Origin of the sequence: Citrobacter sp. Ca225 (genome assembly GCF_030337175.1) — a bacterium.
In the GTDB taxonomy this organism is placed as follows: domain Bacteria; phylum Pseudomonadota; class Gammaproteobacteria; order Enterobacterales; family Enterobacteriaceae; genus Citrobacter_A; species Citrobacter_A amalonaticus.
The window spans coordinates 145,841-164,869 of the sequence record NZ_JAOWCD010000061.1; the positions used below are offsets into that span (position 1 = coordinate 145,841).

The window sequence follows — 19,029 nt, forward strand, 5'->3', positions numbered from 1 at the left end:
GTTGAACCAGGCTATAATCATGCCTGGTTTTTTTGATGGATAAACAGCGTGGCGCAGGCAGGTTTTATCTTAACCCGGCACTGGCGGGATACGTCGCAGGGAACTGAAGTCTCCTTCTGGCTGGCAACAGACAGCGGGCCTTTGCAGGTCACGCTTGCGCCGCAGGAGTCCGTTGCGTTTATCCCTACCGCGCTAACCGCCCGCGTCACGTCGTTATTAAGCAGTGAAAATGGTTATCGTCTGACGCCGCTCAACCTCAAAGATTTTCATCGTCAGCCGGTTTCGGGTCTTTACTGCCGTTCGCATCGCCAGTTGATGCGACTGGAAAAGCTGTTGCGTGAGAATGGCGTGACGGTTTATGAAGGCGATGTCCGCCCGCCGGAACGCTATCTGATGGAACGCTTTATCACCTCACCAGTGTGGGTCGAAGGTGAGACGCGCAACGGTGCGATCGTCAATGCGCGATTAAAGCCCCATCCCGACTATCGTCCGCCGCTCAAATGGTTGTCTCTGGACATTGAAACCACCCGCCACGGCGAGTTGTACTGCATTGGGCTTGAAGGCTGCGGGCAGCGCATTGTCTATATGCTCGGCCCCGAAAATGGCGATTCATCAGCGCTCGATTTCCAGCTTGAGTACGTCAACAGCCGCCCACAACTGTTGGAAAAGCTTAACGAGTGGGTTGCCCGCTACGATCCCGACCTCATCATCGGCTGGAATCTGGTGCAGTTCGACCTGCGCGTGTTGCAAAAACATGCTGAGCGCTACCGTATCCCGCTGCGTTTTGGCCGCGATAACAGCGAACTCGAGTGGCGTGAGCACGGTTTTAAAAATGGCGTTTTTTTCGCCCAGGCGAAAGGTCGGCTGATCGTTGACGGCATTGAGGCGCTGAAGTCTGCCTTCTGGAATTTCTCGTCGTTTTCGCTGGAGACCGTTTCGCAAGAACTGCTGGGGGAAGGTAAATCGATCGATAATCCCTGGGATCGCATGGATGAGATCGACAGACGTTTTGCCGAAGATAAACCCGCGCTCGCCACCTACAATCTGAAAGATTGCGAGCTGGTGACACGAGTCTTTCATAAAACCGAGATCGTGCCGTTCCTGTTAGAACGATCCACGGTTAACGGATTACCAGTCGATCGTCACGGCGGTTCGGTCGCCGCGTTTGGCCATCTCTATTTTCCACGTATGCATCGCGCCGGTTACGTTGCGCCGAACCTTGGTGAAGTACCGCCCAACGCCAGCCCCGGCGGTTACGTGATGGATTCGCGTCCCGGCTTGTATGATTCGGTGCTGGTGCTGGATTACAAAAGCCTGTACCCCTCGATCATTCGCACCTTTTTGATCGACCCAGTCGGACTGGTGGAAGGGATGGCGCACCCGGATCCCGAACACAGCACCGAAGGATTTCTCGACGCCTGGTTCTCGCGGGACAAACACTGCCTGCCAGAGATCGTGACGTCGATCTGGCAGGGGCGTGACGACGCCAAACGGCACGGTAATAAACCGCTTTCTCAGGCGCTGAAGATCATCATGAATGCCTTTTACGGTGTACTCGGCACAACGGCCTGCCGCTTTTTCGATCCGCGCCTGGCGTCGTCGATCACCATGCGCGGTCACGCGATCATGCGTCAGACCAAAGCGCTCATTGAAGCCCAGGGCTATGACGTGATTTATGGCGACACCGACTCCACCTTCGTCTGGCTGAAGCGCGCCCACACAGAAGAGGAAGCGGCGAAAATTGGTCGCGCGTTAGTGGCACACGTCAACGCCTGGTGGACGCAATCGCTTCAGGAGAAGAACCTTACCAGCGCGCTGGAACTGGAGTATGAAACGCATTTCTGCCGCTTTCTGATGCCCACCATTCGTGGCGCGGATACCGGCAGCAAAAAACGCTACGCGGGTTTGATTCAGGAAGGAGAAAACCAGCGGATGGTGTTTAAAGGGCTGGAAACCGTGCGTACCGACTGGACACCGCTGGCGCAGCAGTTCCAGCAAGAATTGTATCTGCGCATATTTCGTCACGAACCGTATCAGGATTACGTACGTGAAACCATTGATCGGCTGATGGCGGGCGAACTGGACGAGCGTCTGGTCTATCGCAAGCGTCTGCGGCGACCGTTAAGCGAGTACCAGCGCAACGTTCCGCCACACGTACGCGCCGCCAGACTGGCTGATGAAGAAAACCTGAAGCGGGGACGCCCGGCGCAGTACCAGAACCGCGGCACCATTCACTATGTCTGGACCCTGAACGGCCCAGAGCCAAAGGATTATCAACACTCGCCGCTGGATTACGAGCATTACCTGACGCGACAGCTCCAGCCCGTCGCGGAAGGAATTCTTCCCTTCATTGATGATAACTTTGCTACACTACTGACAGGCCAATTAGGGTTATTTTGACGCGTGACGAATCCATCGCCATCCATTACCATAGCGCCCTTTCCATTCCTGGACCCCATTTACCGTTCTGCCATAGCATCTCCCTGGCAGAGGGTGATTATTGCCTGCAATTAAAGATATAGAGCCGAACAAATATGCCTTTTACACTTGGTCAACGCTGGATCAGCGATACAGAAAGCGAACTGGGACTTGGAACCGTTGTCGCCATGGATGCGCGCACCGTCACTTTGCTTTTCCCCTCCACCGGTGAAAACCGTCTGTATGCGCGCAGTGACTCCCCCGTGACCCGCGTGATGTTCAACCCTGGCGATACCATTACCAGCCATGAAGGCTGGCAGCTGCAAATCGATGAAGTAAAAGAAGAAAATGGTTTGCTTGCCTACATTGGTACCCGTCTTGATACCGAAGAAGCCGGCGTCACGCTGCGTGAAGTCCTGCTCGACAGCAAACTGGCGTTCAGCAAACCGCAGGATCGCTTGTTTGCTGGTCAGATTGACCGCATGGATCGGTTTGCGCTGCGCTACCGCGCACGTAAATTTCAAAGTGAACAGTACCGCATGCCATGGAGCGGTCTGCGCGGCCAGCGCACCAGCCTGATCCCTCATCAGCTCAACATCGCCCACGATGTGGGTCGCCGTCATGCGCCGCGCGTACTGCTGGCAGATGAAGTGGGTCTGGGCAAAACCATTGAAGCCGGGATGATCCTGCATCAACAACTGCTTTCTGGCGCGGCAGAACGCGTGCTGATTATTGTGCCAGAAACCTTGCAGCATCAGTGGCTGGTCGAAATGCTGCGCCGTTTCAATCTACGTTTCGCCCTGTTTGACGACGAACGCTACGCCGAAGCGCAGCACGATGCGTTTAACCCGTTCGAAACCGAACAACTGGTGATCTGTTCTCTGGACTTCGCCCGCCGTAACAAGCAGCGTCTGGAACACCTGTGCGATGCCGAGTGGGATCTGCTGGTTGTCGATGAAGCCCACCACCTCGTCTGGAGCGAAGAGGCGCCGAGCCGTGAATATGTGGCGATAGAACAACTGGCGGAACGCGTGCCAGGCGTACTGTTGCTGACCGCCACCCCGGAACAACTGGGTATGGAAAGCCACTTTGCGCGTCTGCGCCTGCTGGATCCCAACCGTTTCCACGATTTCGCACAGTTTGTTGAAGAGCAGAAAAATTATCGCCCGGTTGCCGACGCCGTCGCTATGCTGCTGGCCGGTAACAAGCTCAGCAATGAAGAGCTCAACATGCTGGGCGAACTGATTGGCGAGCAGGATATTGAACCGCTGCTGCAAACGGCAAACAGCGACCGCGACGGTGCGCAGAACGCACGTCAGGAGCTGGTTTCCATGCTGATGGACCGCCACGGCACCAGCCGCGTGCTGTTCCGTAACACCCGTAACGGCGTAAAAGGCTTCCCGAAACGCGAACTGCACACCATTAAGCTGCCGCTGCCGACGCAGTATCAGACTGCCATTAAAGTGTCCGGCATCATGGGTGCCCGCAAAAACGCCGAAGACAGAGCGCGCGATATGCTCTATCCGGAACAGATTTATCAGGAATTTGAAGGGGATACCGGCACCTGGTGGAACTTCGACCCACGCGTTGAGTGGCTGATGGGCTACCTGACCAGCCATCGCTCACAGAAAGTGCTGGTGATCTGTGCGAAGGCGGCTACCGCCCTGCAGCTGGAGCAAGTGCTGCGCGAGCGCGAAGGTATCCGCGCGGCGGTCTTCCACGAAGGGATGTCGATTATCGAACGTGACCGCGCCGCCGCCTGGTTCGGCGAAGAGGACAGCGGTGCACAGGTGCTGCTGTGTTCAGAAATTGGCTCGGAAGGTCGTAACTTCCAGTTTGCCAGCAACCTGGTGATGTTCGACCTGCCATTTAACCCGGACCTGCTGGAACAACGTATTGGTCGTCTCGACCGCATCGGCCAGGCGCACGATATCCAAATCCATGTCCCGTATTTAGAGAAAACCGCCCAGTCGGTGCTGGTTCGCTGGTATCACGAAGGTCTGGATGCGTTCGAACATACCTGCCCGACCGGTCGTGCTATTTATGATACGGTTTACAGCAACCTGATTAACTACCTGGCGGCGCCCGAAGAGACCGATGGCTTTGAGGATCTGATCAAAAGCTGTCGCGAACAACACGAAGCGCTGAAAGCGCAGCTGGAACAGGGCCGCGACCGTCTGCTGGAGATCCACTCCAACGGCGGCGAAAAAGCGCAGCAACTGGCCGAAAGTATTGAAGAGCAGGACGACGACACCAGCCTTATCGCCTTTGCCATGAACCTGTTTGATATCGTGGGGATTAACCAGGACGATCGCGGTGAAAACCTGATTGTGTTGACCCCATCCGATCACATGCTGGTGCCGGACTTCCCGGGGCTGCCGGAAGACGGTTGTACCATTACCTTTGAACGTGACGTGGCGCTGTCGCGTGAAGACGCGCAGTTTATTACCTGGGAACATCCGCTGATCCGTAACGGGCTGGATCTGATCCTCTCTGGTGATACCGGTAGCAGTACCATTTCCTTGTTGAAGAATAAGGCGCTGCCGGTCGGTACGCTGCTTCTGGAACTGGTATACGTTGTGGAAGCCCAGGCACCGAAGCAGTTGCAGCTCAACCGCTTCCTGCCGCCGACGCCGGTGCGCATGCTGCTGGATAAAAACGGCAACAACCTCGCGGCGCAGGTGGAGTTTGAAACCTTCAACCGCCAGTTGAGTGCCGTAAACCGCCACACCGGCAGCAAACTGGTTAATGCGGTGCAGCAGGATGTTCATGCGATTCTGCAACTGGGTGAAGCGCAGGTTGAGAAGTCCGCCCGCGCCCTGATTGACGCGGCGCGTAATGAAGCGGATGAAAAACTGTCTGCAGAACTGTCGCGCCTGGAAGCGCTGCGCGCCGTCAACCCGAACATTCGTGATGATGAACTCGCGGCCATTGAAAGCAACCGTCAACAGGTGCTGGAAAGCCTGAATCAGGCAGGATGGCGTCTGGATGCGCTTCGTCTTATCGTCGTCACGCATCAGTAACGGAGTCAAATATGGCGATGGAAAACTACAATCCGCCGCAGGATCCCTGGCTGGTGATCCTGTATCAGGATGAGCACATTATGGTGGTCAACAAGCCAAGCGGCCTGTTATCCGTGCCGGGGCGTCTTGAGGAACACAAAGACAGCGTGATGACGCGTATCCAACGCGACTATCCACAGGCTGAATCTGTGCATCGTCTGGATATGGCAACCAGCGGCGTAATTGTAGTGGCCCTCACCAAGGCGGCAGAGCGAGAGCTGAAGCGTCAGTTTCGCGAGCGCGAGCCGAAAAAACAGTATGTGGCGCGGGTATGGGGACATCCTGCGCCCGCAGAGGGACTGGTGGATTTACCGCTCATCTGCGACTGGCCGAATCGTCCGAAACAGAAAGTGTGTTATGAAACCGGCAAAGCAGCGCAGACCGAATATGAAGTGGTGGAGTTTGCGGAAGATAACACCGCGCGAGTAGTGTTGAAGCCCATCACCGGACGTTCACACCAACTGCGCGTACATATGCTGGCGTTAGGCCACCCCATTCTCGGCGACCGTTTTTATGCCCCGCCTGAGGCGCTGGCGATGGCCCCCCGACTGCAACTGCATGCCGAGATGCTGACCATCACCCATCCCGCATACGGCAATAGCATGACGTTTAAAGCGCCAGCGGATTTTTAATCTTATAACGTAGCCCCTTTGAATTACGCTCGCGAATAGACACAAATCATTCGAGACGCATCGAGGCGGCAAGCGAAGAAATCCCCAGGAGCATAGATAACTATGTGACTGGGGTTTCACAGCGCGGCCAACAAAGAGGCAGCTTGAAGGATGCCGTGTATATTTATTTAAAGCCTTTCTGCTCTTTGATCAGCTCGTAAGCCTTCTGAATTTCCTGCGCTTTTTGCTTCGCCATTTCCATCATTTCCGGCGGCAGACCTTTCGCCACCAGCTTATCCGGATGGTGCTCGCTCATCTGCTTACGGTAAGCACGTTTAATGGTAGTCGCATCGTCGGTAGGTTTAACCCCGAGGACGTTGCAGGCGTCCTCCAGCGTCGGGCCGCGTTGCGCCTGCTGCCAGCCACCGCCGCCGGACTGCTGCTGATAACCACCGCCAAACTGGGCTCCCCCTTGCATCATGCGCAGGAACTGATCGAACTGAGTGCGGGAAATGCCCAACTCTTCGGCAATCACATACAGCACTTCACGCTCGTTGGGATGCAGTGAACCATCGGCAAACGCCGCCTGAATCTGAATTTCAAGAAACATACGAATAAGATCGAAGCGACCAAAACAGACGCTACGAAACTGGCGCATTTTTTCACGTAACGGGTAATTATCTGATTTTCCGATACGAAACGCATTTTGCGCAGCCGATCGCGATTCACCGTGCAAATTCATCCTGTCCATCAGCACATTGGCGACATGGATATCGGCTTCGGTAACCCGTCCTTTCGATTTGGTTAAGTGCCCCATCACCTCAAAGGTGGTGGCAAAAAACAGCGCCTGACGCTCACGCTGGTTGGCAAACCACGCCATTTTGCGGCTGCGGGCTTTGTCGAACATGTGGCCAACCAACAGCCCCAGCACCACGCCCCAAAAGCCGCCGCCCATGAGCAGAGCCACGGCCACACCAATTATTTTTCCCCAGTACTGCATAGACTCCCCAATTTGTCTCACTCTCGGTGAGGCCAGGTCCCACAAAATAAGCGGCTTTTAACGATCTTTCGGCTACGGTCAATTGTGGGACATCGCCTATAATTTGCATTATCATACCTGTCATTCACAGCCGTGACTAACACCACAGACGCTATAGCGGCAGGATTAACACTAGCGCTACGAACATGAGTAAGTTAGGCTGTGGCGGTTTGTCACGCGCGACGCTACTGATGATGGAACAATAAAATACAACGTATGAAAAAACGTATTCCCACCCTCCTGGCCACCATGATTGCCACTGCCCTTTACAGTCAACAGGGTCTGGCAGCCAGTCTCGCCTCACAATGTATGTTAGGCGTGCCAAGCTATGACCGTCCTCTGGTGCAGGGCGAGACAAATGAACTCCCCGTCACGATTAATGCCGATCATGCGAAAGGAAATTATCCTGACGACGCGGTGTTTACCGGCAATGTGGATATCATGCAGGGCAACAGCCGTCTGCAGGCCGACGAGGTGCAGCTTCATCAGAAAGAGGCTCAGGGTCAGCCTGAGCCTGTGCGTACCGTCGATGCGCTCGGCAACGTCCATTACGATGACAACCAGGTTATCCTGAAAGGACCGAAGGGCTGGGCGAACCTGAACACCAAAGACACCAACGTCTGGGAAGGCGACTACCAGATGGTAGGCCGTCAGGGCCGCGGTAAAGCGGATCTGATGAAACAGCGCGGCGAAAACCGCTATACCATTCTTGAGAACGGGAGTTTCACCTCTTGTCTGCCGGGTTCTGATACCTGGAGCGTCGTCGGTAGCGAAGTGATCCATGACCGTGAAGAACAGGTCGCAGAAATCTGGAACGCCCGCTTTAAGCTGGGCCCGGTTCCTGTCTTTTACAGTCCGTATTTGCAATTGCCGGTCGGGGATAAACGCCGCTCCGGTTTCCTGATCCCCAACGCCAAGTACACGACAAAGAACTATTTTGAGTTCTATCTGCCGTATTACTGGAACATCGCGCCAAACATGGATGCGACCCTGACGCCGCACTATATGCACCGTCGCGGCGGCGTAATGTGGGAGAACGAATTCCGCTACCTGAGCCAGGCGGGCGCCGGTATTATGGAATTCGACTATCTGAACTCCGATCGCGTCTACGACGATGAGCATCCGAACGATGACAACTCGCGCCGCTGGCTGTTTTACTGGCGACATGCGGGGGTGATGGATCAGGTGTGGCGTTTCAACGTCGACTACACCAAAGTGAGCGACTCCAGCTACTTTAATGATTTCGATAACAAGTACGGTTCAAGTACCGACGGTTACGCGACGCAGAAATTCAGCGTCGGCTATGCGGTGCAGAACTTTGACGCCACTGTCTCAACTAAACAGTTCCAGGTGTTCAGCGATCAAAACACCAGCAGTTATTCCGCTGAACCACAGTTAGACGTCAACTTCTATCAGAACGACCTGGGTCCGTTTGATACCCGTATTTATGGCCAGGCCGTGCATTTTGTGAATACCAAAGACAACATGCCGGAAGCGACGCGCCTGCACCTGGAGCCGACTGTCAGCCTGCCGTTGTCAAACCAGTGGGGCAGCATCAATACCGAAGCGAAACTGCTGGCAACCCATTATCAGCAAACCAATCTGGACTGGTATAACAACCGTAATACCACTCAGTTGGATGATACCGCCAACCGTGTGATGCCGCAGTTCAAAGTCGACGGCAAGATGGTGTTTGAACGGGATATGAACATGCTCGCGCCGGGTTATACCCAGACGCTGGAGCCGCGCGCGCAGTATCTGTACGTGCCGTATCGCGACCAGAGCAACATCTACAACTACGACTCTTCCCTGCTGCAATCTGACTATACCGGCCTGTTCCGTGACCGCAGCTATGGCGGTCTGGACCGCATTGCCTCCGCCAACCAGGTCACGACGGGCGTCACATCTCGCATATATGATGAGACAGCGGTTGAACGTTTTAACGTTTCTGTTGGTCAAATCTACTATTTCACGGAGTCTCGCACTGGCGATGACAACATCCAATGGGAGAACGATGACCAGACAGGTTCATTAGTATGGGCGGGTGACACCTACTGGCGTATTTCGGATCGTTGGGGCCTGCGTGGCGGTATTCAGTACGACACCCGTCTGGATAGCGTCGCCACCAGCAGTTCCAGTATCGAATATCGTCGTGATGAAGACCGTCTGGTTCAGTTGAACTACCGTTACGCCAGCCCGGAGTATATTCAGGCGACATTGCCAGCAAGATATTCCACGGCAGAGCAGTACAAAAACGGGATTAGCCAGATCGGTACCGTCGCCAGTTGGCCGATTGCCGATCGCTGGTCGATTGTGGGTGCCTACTACTTCGACACTAACGTGAATAAACCCGCCGACCAGATGTTAGGTGTGCAGTACAACTCCTGCTGTTATGCGATCCGCGTCGGTTACGAGCGTAAGCTGAACGGTTGGGATAGCGATAAAGAACACGCGGTGTATGACAACGTGATTGGCTTTAACATTGAACTTCGTGGTCTGAGTTCCAACTATGGTCTCGGCACGAGCGAGATGTTACGTTCCAACATTTTGCCGTATCAAAACTCTTTGTGATCTGATTGATTTACCACGTAATCCGCAGTGCGGTTAATTGAAATGGAAAAAGTATGAAGAACTGGAAAACGCTGCTTCTCGGTATCGCCATGATCGCGAATACCAGTTTCGCTGCCCCGCAGGTAGTCGATAAAGTCGCAGCCGTCGTAAATAACGGTGTGGTACTGGAAAGCGACGTTGATGGCCTGATGCAGTCTGTCAAATTGAACGCCAACCAGGCTGGTCAACAGCTTCCGGACGACGCTACGCTGCGTCATCAGATCCTGGAACGTCTGATCATGGATCAGATTGTCCTGCAGATGGGTCAGAAGATGGGCGTAAAAATCTCTGACGAACAGCTTGATCAGGCGATTGCCAATATCGCTAAACAGAACAACATGACGCTGGACCAGATGCGAAGCCGTCTGGCTTACGATGGTCTGAGCTACTCAACCTACCGTAATCAGATCCGTAAAGAGATGACCATCTCTGAAGTGCGTAACAACGAAGTGCGCCGCCGCGTGACGATCCTGCCGCAGGAAGTGGATGCGCTGGCGCAGCAGGTTGGCAATCAAAATGATGCCAGTACGGAGCTGAACCTGAGCCACATCCTGATCCCACTGCCGGAAAACCCAACGTCTGACCAGGTGAACGAAGCAGAATCTCAGGCGCGTTCCATTGTCGATCAAGCCCGTAACGGCAGCGACTTCGGCAAACTGGCGATCACCTACTCTGCTGACCAGCAGGCGCTGAAAGGCGGCCAGATGGGTTGGGGTCGTATTCAGGAACTGCCAGGCATTTTTGCTCAGGCGCTGAGTACCGCGAAGAAAGGCGACATCGTTGGCCCGATTCGTTCAGGTGTCGGCTTCCATATCCTGAAAGTGAATGATATGCGCGGCCAGAGCCAGAGCATCTCCGTGACCGAAGTTCATGCCCGCCATATTCTGTTGAAGCCGTCGCCGATCATGACCGATCAGCAGGCGCGTCTGAAGCTTGAGCAAATCGCCGCTGATATTAAGAGCGGTAAAACCACCTTTGCTGCCGCAGCGAAAGAGTTTTCTCAGGATCCCGGCTCGGCTAACCAGGGCGGCGATCTGGGCTGGGCGGCTGCGGACATTTTCGATCCGGCATTCCGTGATGCGTTAACCCGCATGAACAAAGGCCAGATGAGCGCACCGGTGCACTCCTCTTTCGGTTGGCACCTGATCGAACTGCTGGATACGCGTAACGTCGATAAAACCGACGCCGCGCAGAAAGATCGCGCTTACCGTATGCTGATGAACCGGAAGTTCTCAGAAGAAGCAGCAACCTGGATGCAGGAACAACGCGCCAGCGCTTACGTTAAAATCCTGAGCAATTAATGACGGTTGCTCAACGCGTAGTGATCACTCCCGGCGAACCCGCCGGGATTGGTCCGGATCTCGTCGTTCAACTTGCCCAGCGCGACTGGCCGGTTGAACTGGTGGTCTGTGCCGATGCCACGGTATTGACTGACCGGGCAGCAATGCTCGGTCTTCCCCTCACATTACGCCCTTACTCCCCGCAAAGGCCTGCTAAACCGCAGACTGCCGGCACGCTTACGCTGTTACCGGTCGCGCTTCGTGCGCCCGTCGTTCCTGGGCAGTTGGCCGTGGAGAATGGCGAGTATGTGGTGCAGACGCTGGCCCGTGCCTGTGACGGTTGTGTAGAGGGTGAATTTGCGGCGCTGATTACGGGCCCTGTGCATAAGGGCGTTATCAACGACGCGGGCGTGCCTTTCACCGGTCACACCGAGTTTTTTGAAGAGCGCTCGCAGGCGAAAAAAGTGGTGATGATGCTGGCGACGGAGGAGTTACGCGTCGCACTGGCAACGACCCATCTGCCGCTGCGTGACGTCGCCGATGCCATTACACCAGCACTGCTGCACGAAGTGATTGGCATTCTGCATCACGATCTGCGCACCAAATTTGGCGTGGACGATCCGCACGTGCTGGTCTGTGGTCTGAATCCGCATGCCGGTGAAGGGGGGCATATGGGCAGCGAGGAGATCGACACGATCGTTCCGGTGCTCGATACGCTCCGCGCGCAGGGGATGAAATTGACAGGTCCATTACCCGCCGACACGTTGTTTCAGGCCAAATATCTGCAACATGCTGATGCGGTACTGGCGATGTACCACGATCAGGGTCTCCCCGTGCTAAAATACCAGGGATTTGGTCGCGGCGTGAATATCACGCTGGGCCTGCCTTTTATTCGTACCTCGGTGGATCACGGTACCGCGCTTGAACTGGCGGGCCGGGGTGAAGCTGATGTCGGCAGTTTTATTACGGCGCTTAATCTCGCCATCAAAATGATTGTTAATACCCAATGAATAATCGAGTCCATCAGGGCCACTTAGCCCGTAAACGCTTCGGGCAAAACTTCCTCAACGATCAGTTTGTGATCGACAGCATTGTCTCCGCCATTAACCCGCAGAAGGGTCAGGCGATGGTCGAAATCGGCCCCGGTCTGGCTGCGTTGACGGAGCCGGTTGGCGAACGTCTGGATGCGCTGACGGTCATTGAACTGGACCGCGATCTGGCCGCGCGTCTGCAAACGCATCCCTTCCTGGGCCCCAAGCTGACTATCTATCAGCAGGACGCCATGACCATGAATTTCGGCGAATTGTCTGAAAAGATGGGTCAACCGCTACGCGTGTTTGGTAACCTGCCTTATAACATCTCTACGCCGCTGATGTTCCACCTGTTTAGCTATACTGATGCCATTGCCGATATGCACTTTATGTTGCAAAAAGAGGTGGTGAATCGTCTGGTTGCAGGACCAAACAGTAAGGCGTATGGTCGCTTAAGCGTCATGGCGCAATATTATTGCAACGTGATCCCGGTGCTTGAAGTGCCGCCGTCCGCCTTCACGCCGCCGCCAAAAGTCGATTCCGCCGTGGTGCGCCTGGTGCCGCACACTACGATGCCCTATCCGGTCAACGATATTCGCCTGTTGAGCCGCATCACCACAGAAGCGTTCAACCAGCGCCGTAAAACGATTCGTAACAGCCTCGGCAATCTGTTCAGCGTTGAGGTCATGACGGAACTGGGTATTGACCCGGCAATGCGAGCGGAAAATATCTCTGTCGCGCAGTACTGCCAGATGGCGAACTATCTGTCAGAACACGCGCCATCGAAGGAGAGTTAAGCATGATCAATTCGCCCCGAGTGTGTATTCAGGTCCAAAGCGTCTATATTGAAGCGCAATCCTCACCTGAAGATGACCGTTACGTTTTTGCCTACACCGTAACCATCCGCAATCTGGGGCGAGCGCCCGTGCAGCTACTGGGACGCTATTGGTTGATCACCAACGGTCATGGCCGAGAAACTGAAGTCCAGGGAGAAGGTGTGGTTGGCGTTCAGCCGCACATTGAGCCTGGCGAAGAGTACCAGTACACCAGCGGCGCTGTTATCGAAACGCCGCTGGGCACGATGCAGGGTCATTACGAAATGATTGATGAGAACGGCGTCGCCTTTACCATCGATATTCCGGTTTTCCGACTCGCCGTTTCCACTCTCATTCACTAAAACAATAGCTATGGCAACATACCTTATTGGCGACGTTCACGGTTGCTACGACGAACTGATCGCATTGCTACAACAAGTCAATTTTACCCCTGAAAGCGATACCCTGTGGCTGACGGGGGATCTGGTTGCTCGTGGCCCAGGTTCACTGGACGTGCTGCGTTATGTGAAATCACTCGGTGACTGCGTGCGCCTGGTGCTGGGTAATCACGACCTGCATCTGCTGGCGGTCTTCGCCGGTATCAGTCGTAACAAACCGAAAGACCGCCTGAGTCCGCTGCTGGAAGCGCCGGACGCAGACGAACTGCTCAACTGGCTGCGTCGCCAACCGCTGTTGCAGATAGATGAAGAGAAAAAACTGGTGATGGCGCATGCGGGTATCACACCGCAGTGGGATTTGCAGACTGCCAAAGACTGCGCGCGCGATGTTGAAGCGGTGCTGTCGAGTGACTCTTACCCCTTCTTCCTCGACGCCATGTATGGCGACATGCCAAATAACTGGACGCCGGAACTGACCGGACTGGCACGCCTGCGCTTTATCACCAACGCCTTTACCCGGATGCGTTACTGCTTCCCGAACGGGCAACTGGATATGTACAGCAAAGAGTCCCCGGAGGATGCCCCGGCACCGTTGAAACCGTGGTTTGCCATTCCCGGACCGGTCAGCGAAGCCTACAGCATTGCGTTTGGTCACTGGGCGTCTCTGGAAGGAAAAGGAACGCCGGAGGGAATCTATGCGCTGGATACCGGGTGCTGCTGGGGAGGAAATTTAACCTGCCTGCGCTGGGAAGATAAGCAGTACTTTGTGCAGCCGTCAAACCGGCAGATGGATCTGAATGAAGGCGAAGCCGTTAACGCCTGATCTGTTTGCCTGATGGCGCTACGCTTATCCGGCCTACAAACCATCTCGTAGGCCGGATAAGACGCTAAGCGTCGCCATCCGGCACTCATCGCTTAGCGACGTTCCAGAATTTCGAAGCAATAGCTGTGTGAATTCTGCCCGTCAGCGTCGTGAAACTCGCTGAACACCGATTCCCAGTCGTCCGGCTCGTAGTCCGGGAAATGCGTATCCCCTTCCACTTCCGCATCAATGTGCGTCAGATACAGTTTCTGCGCTTTGGGCAGGAACTGCTCGTACACACGACCACCGCCAATCACCATAATTTCTGGCGCATCACCACAGGCGGTAATCGCTTCATCAACCGATTTCACCCACTGCACGCGATCGTCAGTACCCGGCTGGCTGCTGATGACGATGTTCTTACGTCCCGGCAACGGTCGGCCGATGGATTCCCAGGTATGGCGTCCCATAACGACAGGTTTATTTAACGTATTACGTTTAAACCAGGCGAGATCCGCAGGCAGATTCCACGGCATGGCGTTTTCCATGCCAATAACGCGATCTACCGCTAACGCAGCAATCAGACTGATCATTGAATATTTCCCGGAGCAAAAAAAATTGTCGCCACTATACGGAAAGAGCAATCTTTCGTCGACTAACGAACAGAAGAAGAGCACGAAAATTTTCCGATCTGCTGGCGAGTCCACGACTTGTCAGTGGACTCCCGGCATTACAGTAGTTCAAAAACAATTGGTTAACAGTAAAGTTTGCAGTACATCACATTTTTGACTTAGGTTGACGGTTTAACTTCTGGCTCATCAGCAACGTCTCCCGTGTGTTTGCCTTCCTCAGTCCCCTGCCAGCCATGACGCTGAATCAACGACAGATGTTCGCGATCCTCGGTGATGATTTCGCTCAGCATCGCGCTGGTCCGTTTATAGACTGCCGCACGGGAGGTGGCATCATCTTCACCTTTCGCCATCTCTTCTACCATTTGCGTATTAAAGCGACGGAACAGGTCCGCGCGTTCACGCGCTTCATAGCGGCCAAGCCCAAGACTTTCCAGCGCCAGACGCCCGGTTTTAAGCGCGCCTTCAAACGTTTCACGTTCTGGTTGCTCGACGCCCGCCTGGCGCAAACGAATGTAATGATCGACATCGCGTGCCCGGGCAATAATTTGCAGGTTCGGGAAATGGTCTTTTACCATCTCCGTCAGCTCCAGGTTGGTTTGCGGATCGTCAATGGCGTTGATCAGCACTTCCGCTTTCGCCGCCCCGGCGGACTCCAGCAGGTCCATCCGCGTCGCATCACCGTAGAACACCTTCATGCCAAATTTACGCAGCGTCTCGATGTGGTCCGGATCGTGATCGAGAACGACCATCTTCACACCGCTGGAGAGCAGTAAACGACCGGTGATCTGCCCGAAGCGGCCAAATCCGGCAATAATCACCCGCGGCTGTTCTTCATTAATTTCATCGGCTTCCCGCTCTTCACCGGAAGCGGATTTCTCCATTCGCGTAAGGATGACCAGGAAAATCGGCGTCGCGGCCATCGACAGTGCCACCGCCAGCGTCAGCGCCTTCGCCCATTGTGGATCGAGCACGTTCGCCATCTGCGCCGCCCCAAAGACCACAAACGCGAACTCACTGCCCTGTCCGAGGAGTACCGCAAACCAGCGGCGCTGCTTATTCGGCACCTGTAAAGGACGGGCAATCAGCCATAGCATCCCGGTTTTAATCACCAGGAAACCGACCAGCAGAATGATGATACGGAGTGGATTATCGATAAGCGTCCCGAAGTCGATAGACATGCCGACACCGATGAAAAACAGCCCCAGCAGCAGCCCCTTAAACGGCTCGATGTCGCTTTCCAGCGCGTGGCGATACTCAGAGCTTGCCAGCAATACGCCAGCCAGGAACGCCCCCATCGCCATCGACAGCCCAACTTCTTCAAGCAACAGCCCGAAGCCAAAGACCAGAAACAGCGCCACGGCGCTGAAGACTTCGCGCAGGCCAGAACGCGCAACGAAACGCAGCGCCGGGCGGGTCACATAGCGCCCCAGCAGTACCACCAGGACTAACGCACCAGCCACTTTCAGTGCCGACAGCGCGAATGCGCCAAGCGTGGTTGACGCCCCGCTGGTCGCCAGTAGCGGAATCATTGCCACCAGCGGAATCGCCGCGATGTCCTGGAACAGCAGCACAGCAAAGGCGCTGCGTCCCATCTGCGAAACGGTCAGGTTGCGCTCATTCATCGCCTGCATAGCTATCGCCGTGGAGGAGAGCGCCAGCGTCATACCAATCAGTTCCGCCACCTGCCATCGCAGACCGAGGAACATACAAAACAGACCAATCAGGCCGCCGCAGACCACCATCTGTAGCGCGCCGCCGCCAAACACTGAAGCGCGCAGTTTCCATAGCCGCTGGGGATCAAGCTCCAGGCCAATGACAAACAGCATCAGCACCACGCCGATTTCAGCAAAGTGCAGAATAGATTCGGCATCGGTCACCAGACGTAACCCCCAGGGGCCGATGATGCACCCCGCAATGAGATAACCCAGCACCGAGCCTAAGCCCAACCGGACGGCAATCGGCACGATCAGCGCCGCCGACCCAAGATAAATCAGCGCCTGTATGAGCGTATGGCTATCCATTGTGCGCCTCCTGCCATTCCATCAGTCGTTGCTTGTAATGACGCGCCTGCGCCTGCAGCGTTTCGTCGTCGCAAATAAACGTACAGTGCATTGCAAACGGCGCAAGCCAGTTGAGCCCGCAGTAGATGGCTGTCGCCTGGAGCGGCTGTGAGAGTACGTCAAACCCCGGATGCGAGCCGATATCGAAGTGATTATCGCCGCCGCCAGTAGTCACCGCCCACATGACTTGCTTACCGCGCAGCGCGGTCCCGCCGTGACCATAGGCCCAGCCGTGGGAAAGCACTTTATCCATCCACAGTTTGAGTAGGGGGGGAACGCTGTACCATTGCATGGGATGCTGCCAGACGATCAGGTTAGCGCGAGAAAGCGCCTCTTGTTCCGCAGCGATATCGATATTGAAATCAGGGTAGAGTTCATAGAGAGAACGAACTTCGACGCCTTCCAGCGTCCTTGCCTGCTCAAGCATCCGTTTATTCGCATGCGAATGCTGCGGATAAGGATGCGCATAAATGATAAGAATCATGATTAGCCTGTTATTTTACCACTCTGTTTTATAAGAGAGTGTAGTCAGTAAACCAACAGGCTAATAGTGAATATTATTGAGCGGATGAATGGGGAAAATTGAACTAGTTATCCAGCTCGCTCATATTTTTCACCTGATCGCGGTTAATTTGCTCCGTCTGACCCGTTTCGGCATTTTTGTAGGAGACCAGGCCCGTGTCATCGTCTACCTGCGGTTTACCGTCGGTGACAATGGTTCGGCCATCGGTCGTACGCACAGCCTGGTTCGAGGAGCAGCCTGCGAGAGTAAAGACGGTTGCTGCGGTGAAAAGGGAAGCGATTAATAGTTTCTTTTGCATGGTGTTCTCCCTGCTTTTCAGTCATTTTCAGTGATATACCCATTAACTGTAGACGCACTGACTGAGGTTGAGGGGAAATACAGAACACTCTGAAGACTCACCTTAACACAACGGTTTCCTGCGAATCGTCATCGTACTGGTCTGGGCAAGCGTCAGACCGCGCGTTTCTGGCGCGAAGGCAATGGAGACCAGCAACCCGACCAACGAGATCCCCGCCCCCATCAGCATCACCTGACTAATACCATATTTAGTAATGAAAATAGGCAGCGCCCAGGTCGAGAGGATGGTACCGATACGACTCAACGACATGATAACCCCCACTGCGGAGGCGCGAATGTCGGTCGGGAACAGTTCATTGGGATAGAGCCATTGCAAATTCCCCGGTCCGCCGGAGAAAAAGGCGTACACTGCGAATGCCGTTACCACCAGCCAGATCCCCATTTCCGGGATCAGCCCCAGCACCGCCAACGCCAGCGTCATCATCACGAAGCTGCCAATCAGCAGCGGCCTCCGCCCCGCGCTGTTCAGCCAGAACATTGGCGGAATACAACCCAGCATAAAGAACAGGCTGATCACCACATTCCCCAGCGCTGCGCTCTTCCCGGCCCCCAGTCCCAACAGGCCGACGATCTGCGGACCAAAGGTGTAAATGGCAAACATCGGGATCACCTGACAGGTCCAGATCGCGGCGACAAACAGCACAAACGGGAAGTGGCGACGATTAAACAATTGTAAAAAGCGCGTCTCCTGCGCTGTGTCTTCATCGAACGCAACCGGCTCACCGAACAGCTTGATCATCATCGCTTCACACTCTTTGACCCGGCCTTTACGCAACAGCCAGCGCGGAGACTCGGGCAGATCGAAGCGACCAATCAGGATCAACAGGCAAGGGATCGCCGCGCTGCCCAGCATCCAGCGCCAGCCGCCCTCGACGTCATAGAGCCAGTAACCAACCAGATCGGCGCAGGTCGCGCCGACGTACCACATCGCCGCAATAAAGCTTATAGAGAAGGCACGTTGGCGGGTACTGGAAAATTCGGTGATCATCGAGGTGGCAATGGGATAATCCGCACCAATCACCACGCCAATCAGCACCCGCATCACCAGCAGTTCAACCGGAGATGAGACAAACATAGTGGCCAACGATATCACCCCAATAGCGATGATATCGATAAGAAACATTTTGCGCCGCCCCACTTTGTCCGAGATATAGCCAAACAAAGAGGTGCCGACAAACAGCCCGGCCAGCGTCCCCGCGCCCAACAGGCCAATCCACTCAGCATCCAGCTTCAGCGCAGGCGTGAGCTGTTCTAGCGCGACGCCAATCATCACCAGCACATAACCGTCCAGAAACGGTCCACCGCTTCCCCACAGCATGATCCTGCGGTGAATAGAGGAGAACTGGATGTCATCAAAGTTCCTGGGCTGTTGCATGGCAATGTCCTGTTTG

At 55.0% G+C, this 19,029-nt stretch carries 15 protein-coding genes; 9 read left to right on the forward strand and 6 right to left on the reverse strand.

Annotated elements, in window-relative coordinates; genetic code table 11:
• Positions 1-48 precede the first annotated feature (48 nt).
• The 3 genes from polB (at position 49) to rluA (ending at position 6,112) form a co-directional block, all read left to right on the forward strand.
• Entirely contained in the window at positions 49-2,400 is a 2,352-nt protein-coding gene (gene polB, locus OGW13_RS07435; protein ID WP_287115849.1) for a DNA polymerase II, read from the forward strand.
• A 134-nt stretch (positions 2,401-2,534) separates the two neighbouring features.
• Positions 2,535-5,441: an RNA polymerase-associated protein RapA gene (gene rapA, locus OGW13_RS07440; RefSeq protein WP_044267394.1), complete on the forward strand. Its 2,907-nt coding sequence runs from the start codon at positions 2,535-2,537 to the stop codon at positions 5,439-5,441.
• An 11-nt stretch (positions 5,442-5,452) separates the two neighbouring features.
• Positions 5,453-6,112, forward strand: coding sequence for a bifunctional tRNA pseudouridine(32) synthase/23S rRNA pseudouridine(746) synthase RluA (gene rluA, locus OGW13_RS07445; RefSeq protein WP_044327793.1), 660 nt, complete (start codon positions 5,453-5,455; stop codon positions 6,110-6,112).
• A 163-nt stretch (positions 6,113-6,275) separates the two neighbouring features.
• On the opposite strand, the gene djlA is transcribed toward rluA, so the two are convergent.
• Positions 6,276-7,091, reverse strand: coding sequence for a co-chaperone DjlA (djlA, locus tag OGW13_RS07450; protein ID WP_042997965.1), 816 nt, complete (start codon positions 7,089-7,091; stop codon positions 6,276-6,278).
• Positions 7,092-7,346: 255 nt separating this feature from the next.
• On the opposite strand from djlA, the gene lptD reads away from it, so the two are divergent.
• Genes lptD through apaH form a run of 6 tightly spaced genes read left to right on the forward strand, consistent with a single transcriptional unit; the run spans position 7,347 to position 14,087 of the window.
• Positions 7,347-9,701: an LPS assembly protein LptD gene (gene lptD, locus OGW13_RS07455; protein ID WP_044267389.1), complete on the forward strand. Its 2,355-nt coding sequence runs from the start codon at positions 7,347-7,349 to the stop codon at positions 9,699-9,701.
• 53 nt (positions 9,702-9,754) lie between these two features.
• Positions 9,755-11,041: a peptidylprolyl isomerase SurA gene (gene surA, locus OGW13_RS07460; RefSeq protein ID WP_042997967.1), complete on the forward strand. Its 1,287-nt coding sequence runs from the start codon at positions 9,755-9,757 to the stop codon at positions 11,039-11,041.
• A complete protein-coding gene (gene pdxA, locus OGW13_RS07465; protein WP_042997968.1) occupies positions 11,041-12,030 on the forward strand; it encodes a 4-hydroxythreonine-4-phosphate dehydrogenase PdxA in 990 nt (329 codons plus the stop codon). Before surA ends, pdxA begins: the two co-directional genes overlap by 1 nt.
• The gene (rsmA, locus tag OGW13_RS07470) at positions 12,027-12,848 is read left to right on the forward strand and encodes a 16S rRNA (adenine(1518)-N(6)/adenine(1519)-N(6))-dimethyltransferase RsmA (RefSeq protein WP_044255552.1); all 822 of its coding nucleotides are present in this window, start codon (positions 12,027-12,029) and stop codon (positions 12,846-12,848) included. Before pdxA ends, rsmA begins: the two co-directional genes overlap by 4 nt.
• A gap of 2 nt (positions 12,849-12,850) precedes the next feature.
• Positions 12,851-13,228, forward strand: a complete 378-nt coding sequence (gene apaG / locus OGW13_RS07475) for a Co2+/Mg2+ efflux facilitator ApaG/CorD (RefSeq protein WP_042997970.1) — start codon at positions 12,851-12,853, stop codon at positions 13,226-13,228.
• Between the two features lie 10 nt (positions 13,229-13,238).
• A complete protein-coding gene (gene apaH, locus OGW13_RS07480; protein ID WP_042997971.1) occupies positions 13,239-14,087 on the forward strand; it encodes a bis(5'-nucleosyl)-tetraphosphatase (symmetrical) ApaH in 849 nt (282 codons plus the stop codon).
• A 92-nt stretch (positions 14,088-14,179) separates the two neighbouring features.
• On the opposite strand, the gene folA is transcribed toward apaH, so the two are convergent.
• The 5 genes from folA to OGW13_RS07505 all read right to left on the reverse strand — a co-directional run bounded on the left by folA (position 14,180) and on the right by OGW13_RS07505 (position 19,013).
• The gene (folA, locus tag OGW13_RS07485; RefSeq protein WP_042997972.1) at positions 14,180-14,659 is read right to left on the reverse strand and encodes a type 3 dihydrofolate reductase; all 480 of its coding nucleotides are present in this window, start codon (positions 14,657-14,659) and stop codon (positions 14,180-14,182) included.
• 197 nt (positions 14,660-14,856) lie between these two features.
• The gene (kefC, locus tag OGW13_RS07490; RefSeq protein ID WP_042997973.1) at positions 14,857-16,719 is read right to left on the reverse strand and encodes a glutathione-regulated potassium-efflux system protein KefC; all 1,863 of its coding nucleotides are present in this window, start codon (positions 16,717-16,719) and stop codon (positions 14,857-14,859) included.
• On the reverse strand, positions 16,712-17,242 hold the full coding sequence (gene kefF, locus OGW13_RS07495; protein ID WP_042997974.1) for a glutathione-regulated potassium-efflux system oxidoreductase KefF: 531 nt from the start codon (positions 17,240-17,242) through the stop codon (positions 16,712-16,714). The genes kefC and kefF overlap by 8 nt, the downstream gene beginning before the upstream one ends.
• A 103-nt stretch (positions 17,243-17,345) precedes the next feature.
• Positions 17,346-17,579: a YgdI/YgdR family lipoprotein gene (locus tag OGW13_RS07500; protein ID WP_042997976.1), complete on the reverse strand. Its 234-nt coding sequence runs from the start codon at positions 17,577-17,579 to the stop codon at positions 17,346-17,348.
• 102 nt (positions 17,580-17,681) lie between these two features.
• On the reverse strand, positions 17,682-19,013 hold the full coding sequence (locus tag OGW13_RS07505) for an MFS transporter (protein ID WP_104446871.1): 1,332 nt from the start codon (positions 19,011-19,013) through the stop codon (positions 17,682-17,684).
• Between the last annotated feature and the right edge of the window lie 16 nt (positions 19,014-19,029).

Bases quoted from the DNA above. Each gene is read 5' to 3' on its own strand.
- rluA (WP_044327793.1), top strand. From the start codon at position 5,453: ATGGCGATGGAAAACTACAATCCGCCGCAGGATCCCTGGCTGGTGATC.
- kefC (WP_042997973.1), bottom strand. From the start codon at position 16,719: ATGGATAGCCATACGCTCATACAGGCGCTGATTTATCTTGGGTCGGCG.
- OGW13_RS07500 (WP_042997976.1), bottom strand. From the start codon at position 17,579: ATGCAAAAGAAACTATTAATCGCTTCCCTTTTCACCGCAGCAACCGTC.
- apaG (WP_042997970.1), top strand. From the start codon at position 12,851: ATGATCAATTCGCCCCGAGTGTGTATTCAGGTCCAAAGCGTCTATATT.
- pdxA (WP_042997968.1), top strand. From the start codon at position 11,041: ATGACGGTTGCTCAACGCGTAGTGATCACTCCCGGCGAACCCGCCGGG.
- kefF (WP_042997974.1), bottom strand. From the start codon at position 17,242: ATGATTCTTATCATTTATGCGCATCCTTATCCGCAGCATTCGCATGCG.
- folA (WP_042997972.1), bottom strand. From the start codon at position 14,659: ATGATCAGTCTGATTGCTGCGTTAGCGGTAGATCGCGTTATTGGCATG.
- OGW13_RS07505 (WP_104446871.1), bottom strand. From the start codon at position 19,013: ATGCAACAGCCCAGGAACTTTGATGACATCCAGTTCTCCTCTATTCAC.
- rapA (WP_044267394.1), top strand. From the start codon at position 2,535: ATGCCTTTTACACTTGGTCAACGCTGGATCAGCGATACAGAAAGCGAA.
- rsmA (WP_044255552.1), top strand. From the start codon at position 12,027: ATGAATAATCGAGTCCATCAGGGCCACTTAGCCCGTAAACGCTTCGGG.
- djlA (WP_042997965.1), bottom strand. From the start codon at position 7,091: ATGCAGTACTGGGGAAAAATAATTGGTGTGGCCGTGGCTCTGCTCATG.
- surA (WP_042997967.1), top strand. From the start codon at position 9,755: ATGAAGAACTGGAAAACGCTGCTTCTCGGTATCGCCATGATCGCGAAT.
- lptD (WP_044267389.1), top strand. From the start codon at position 7,347: ATGAAAAAACGTATTCCCACCCTCCTGGCCACCATGATTGCCACTGCC.
- apaH (WP_042997971.1), top strand. From the start codon at position 13,239: ATGGCAACATACCTTATTGGCGACGTTCACGGTTGCTACGACGAACTG.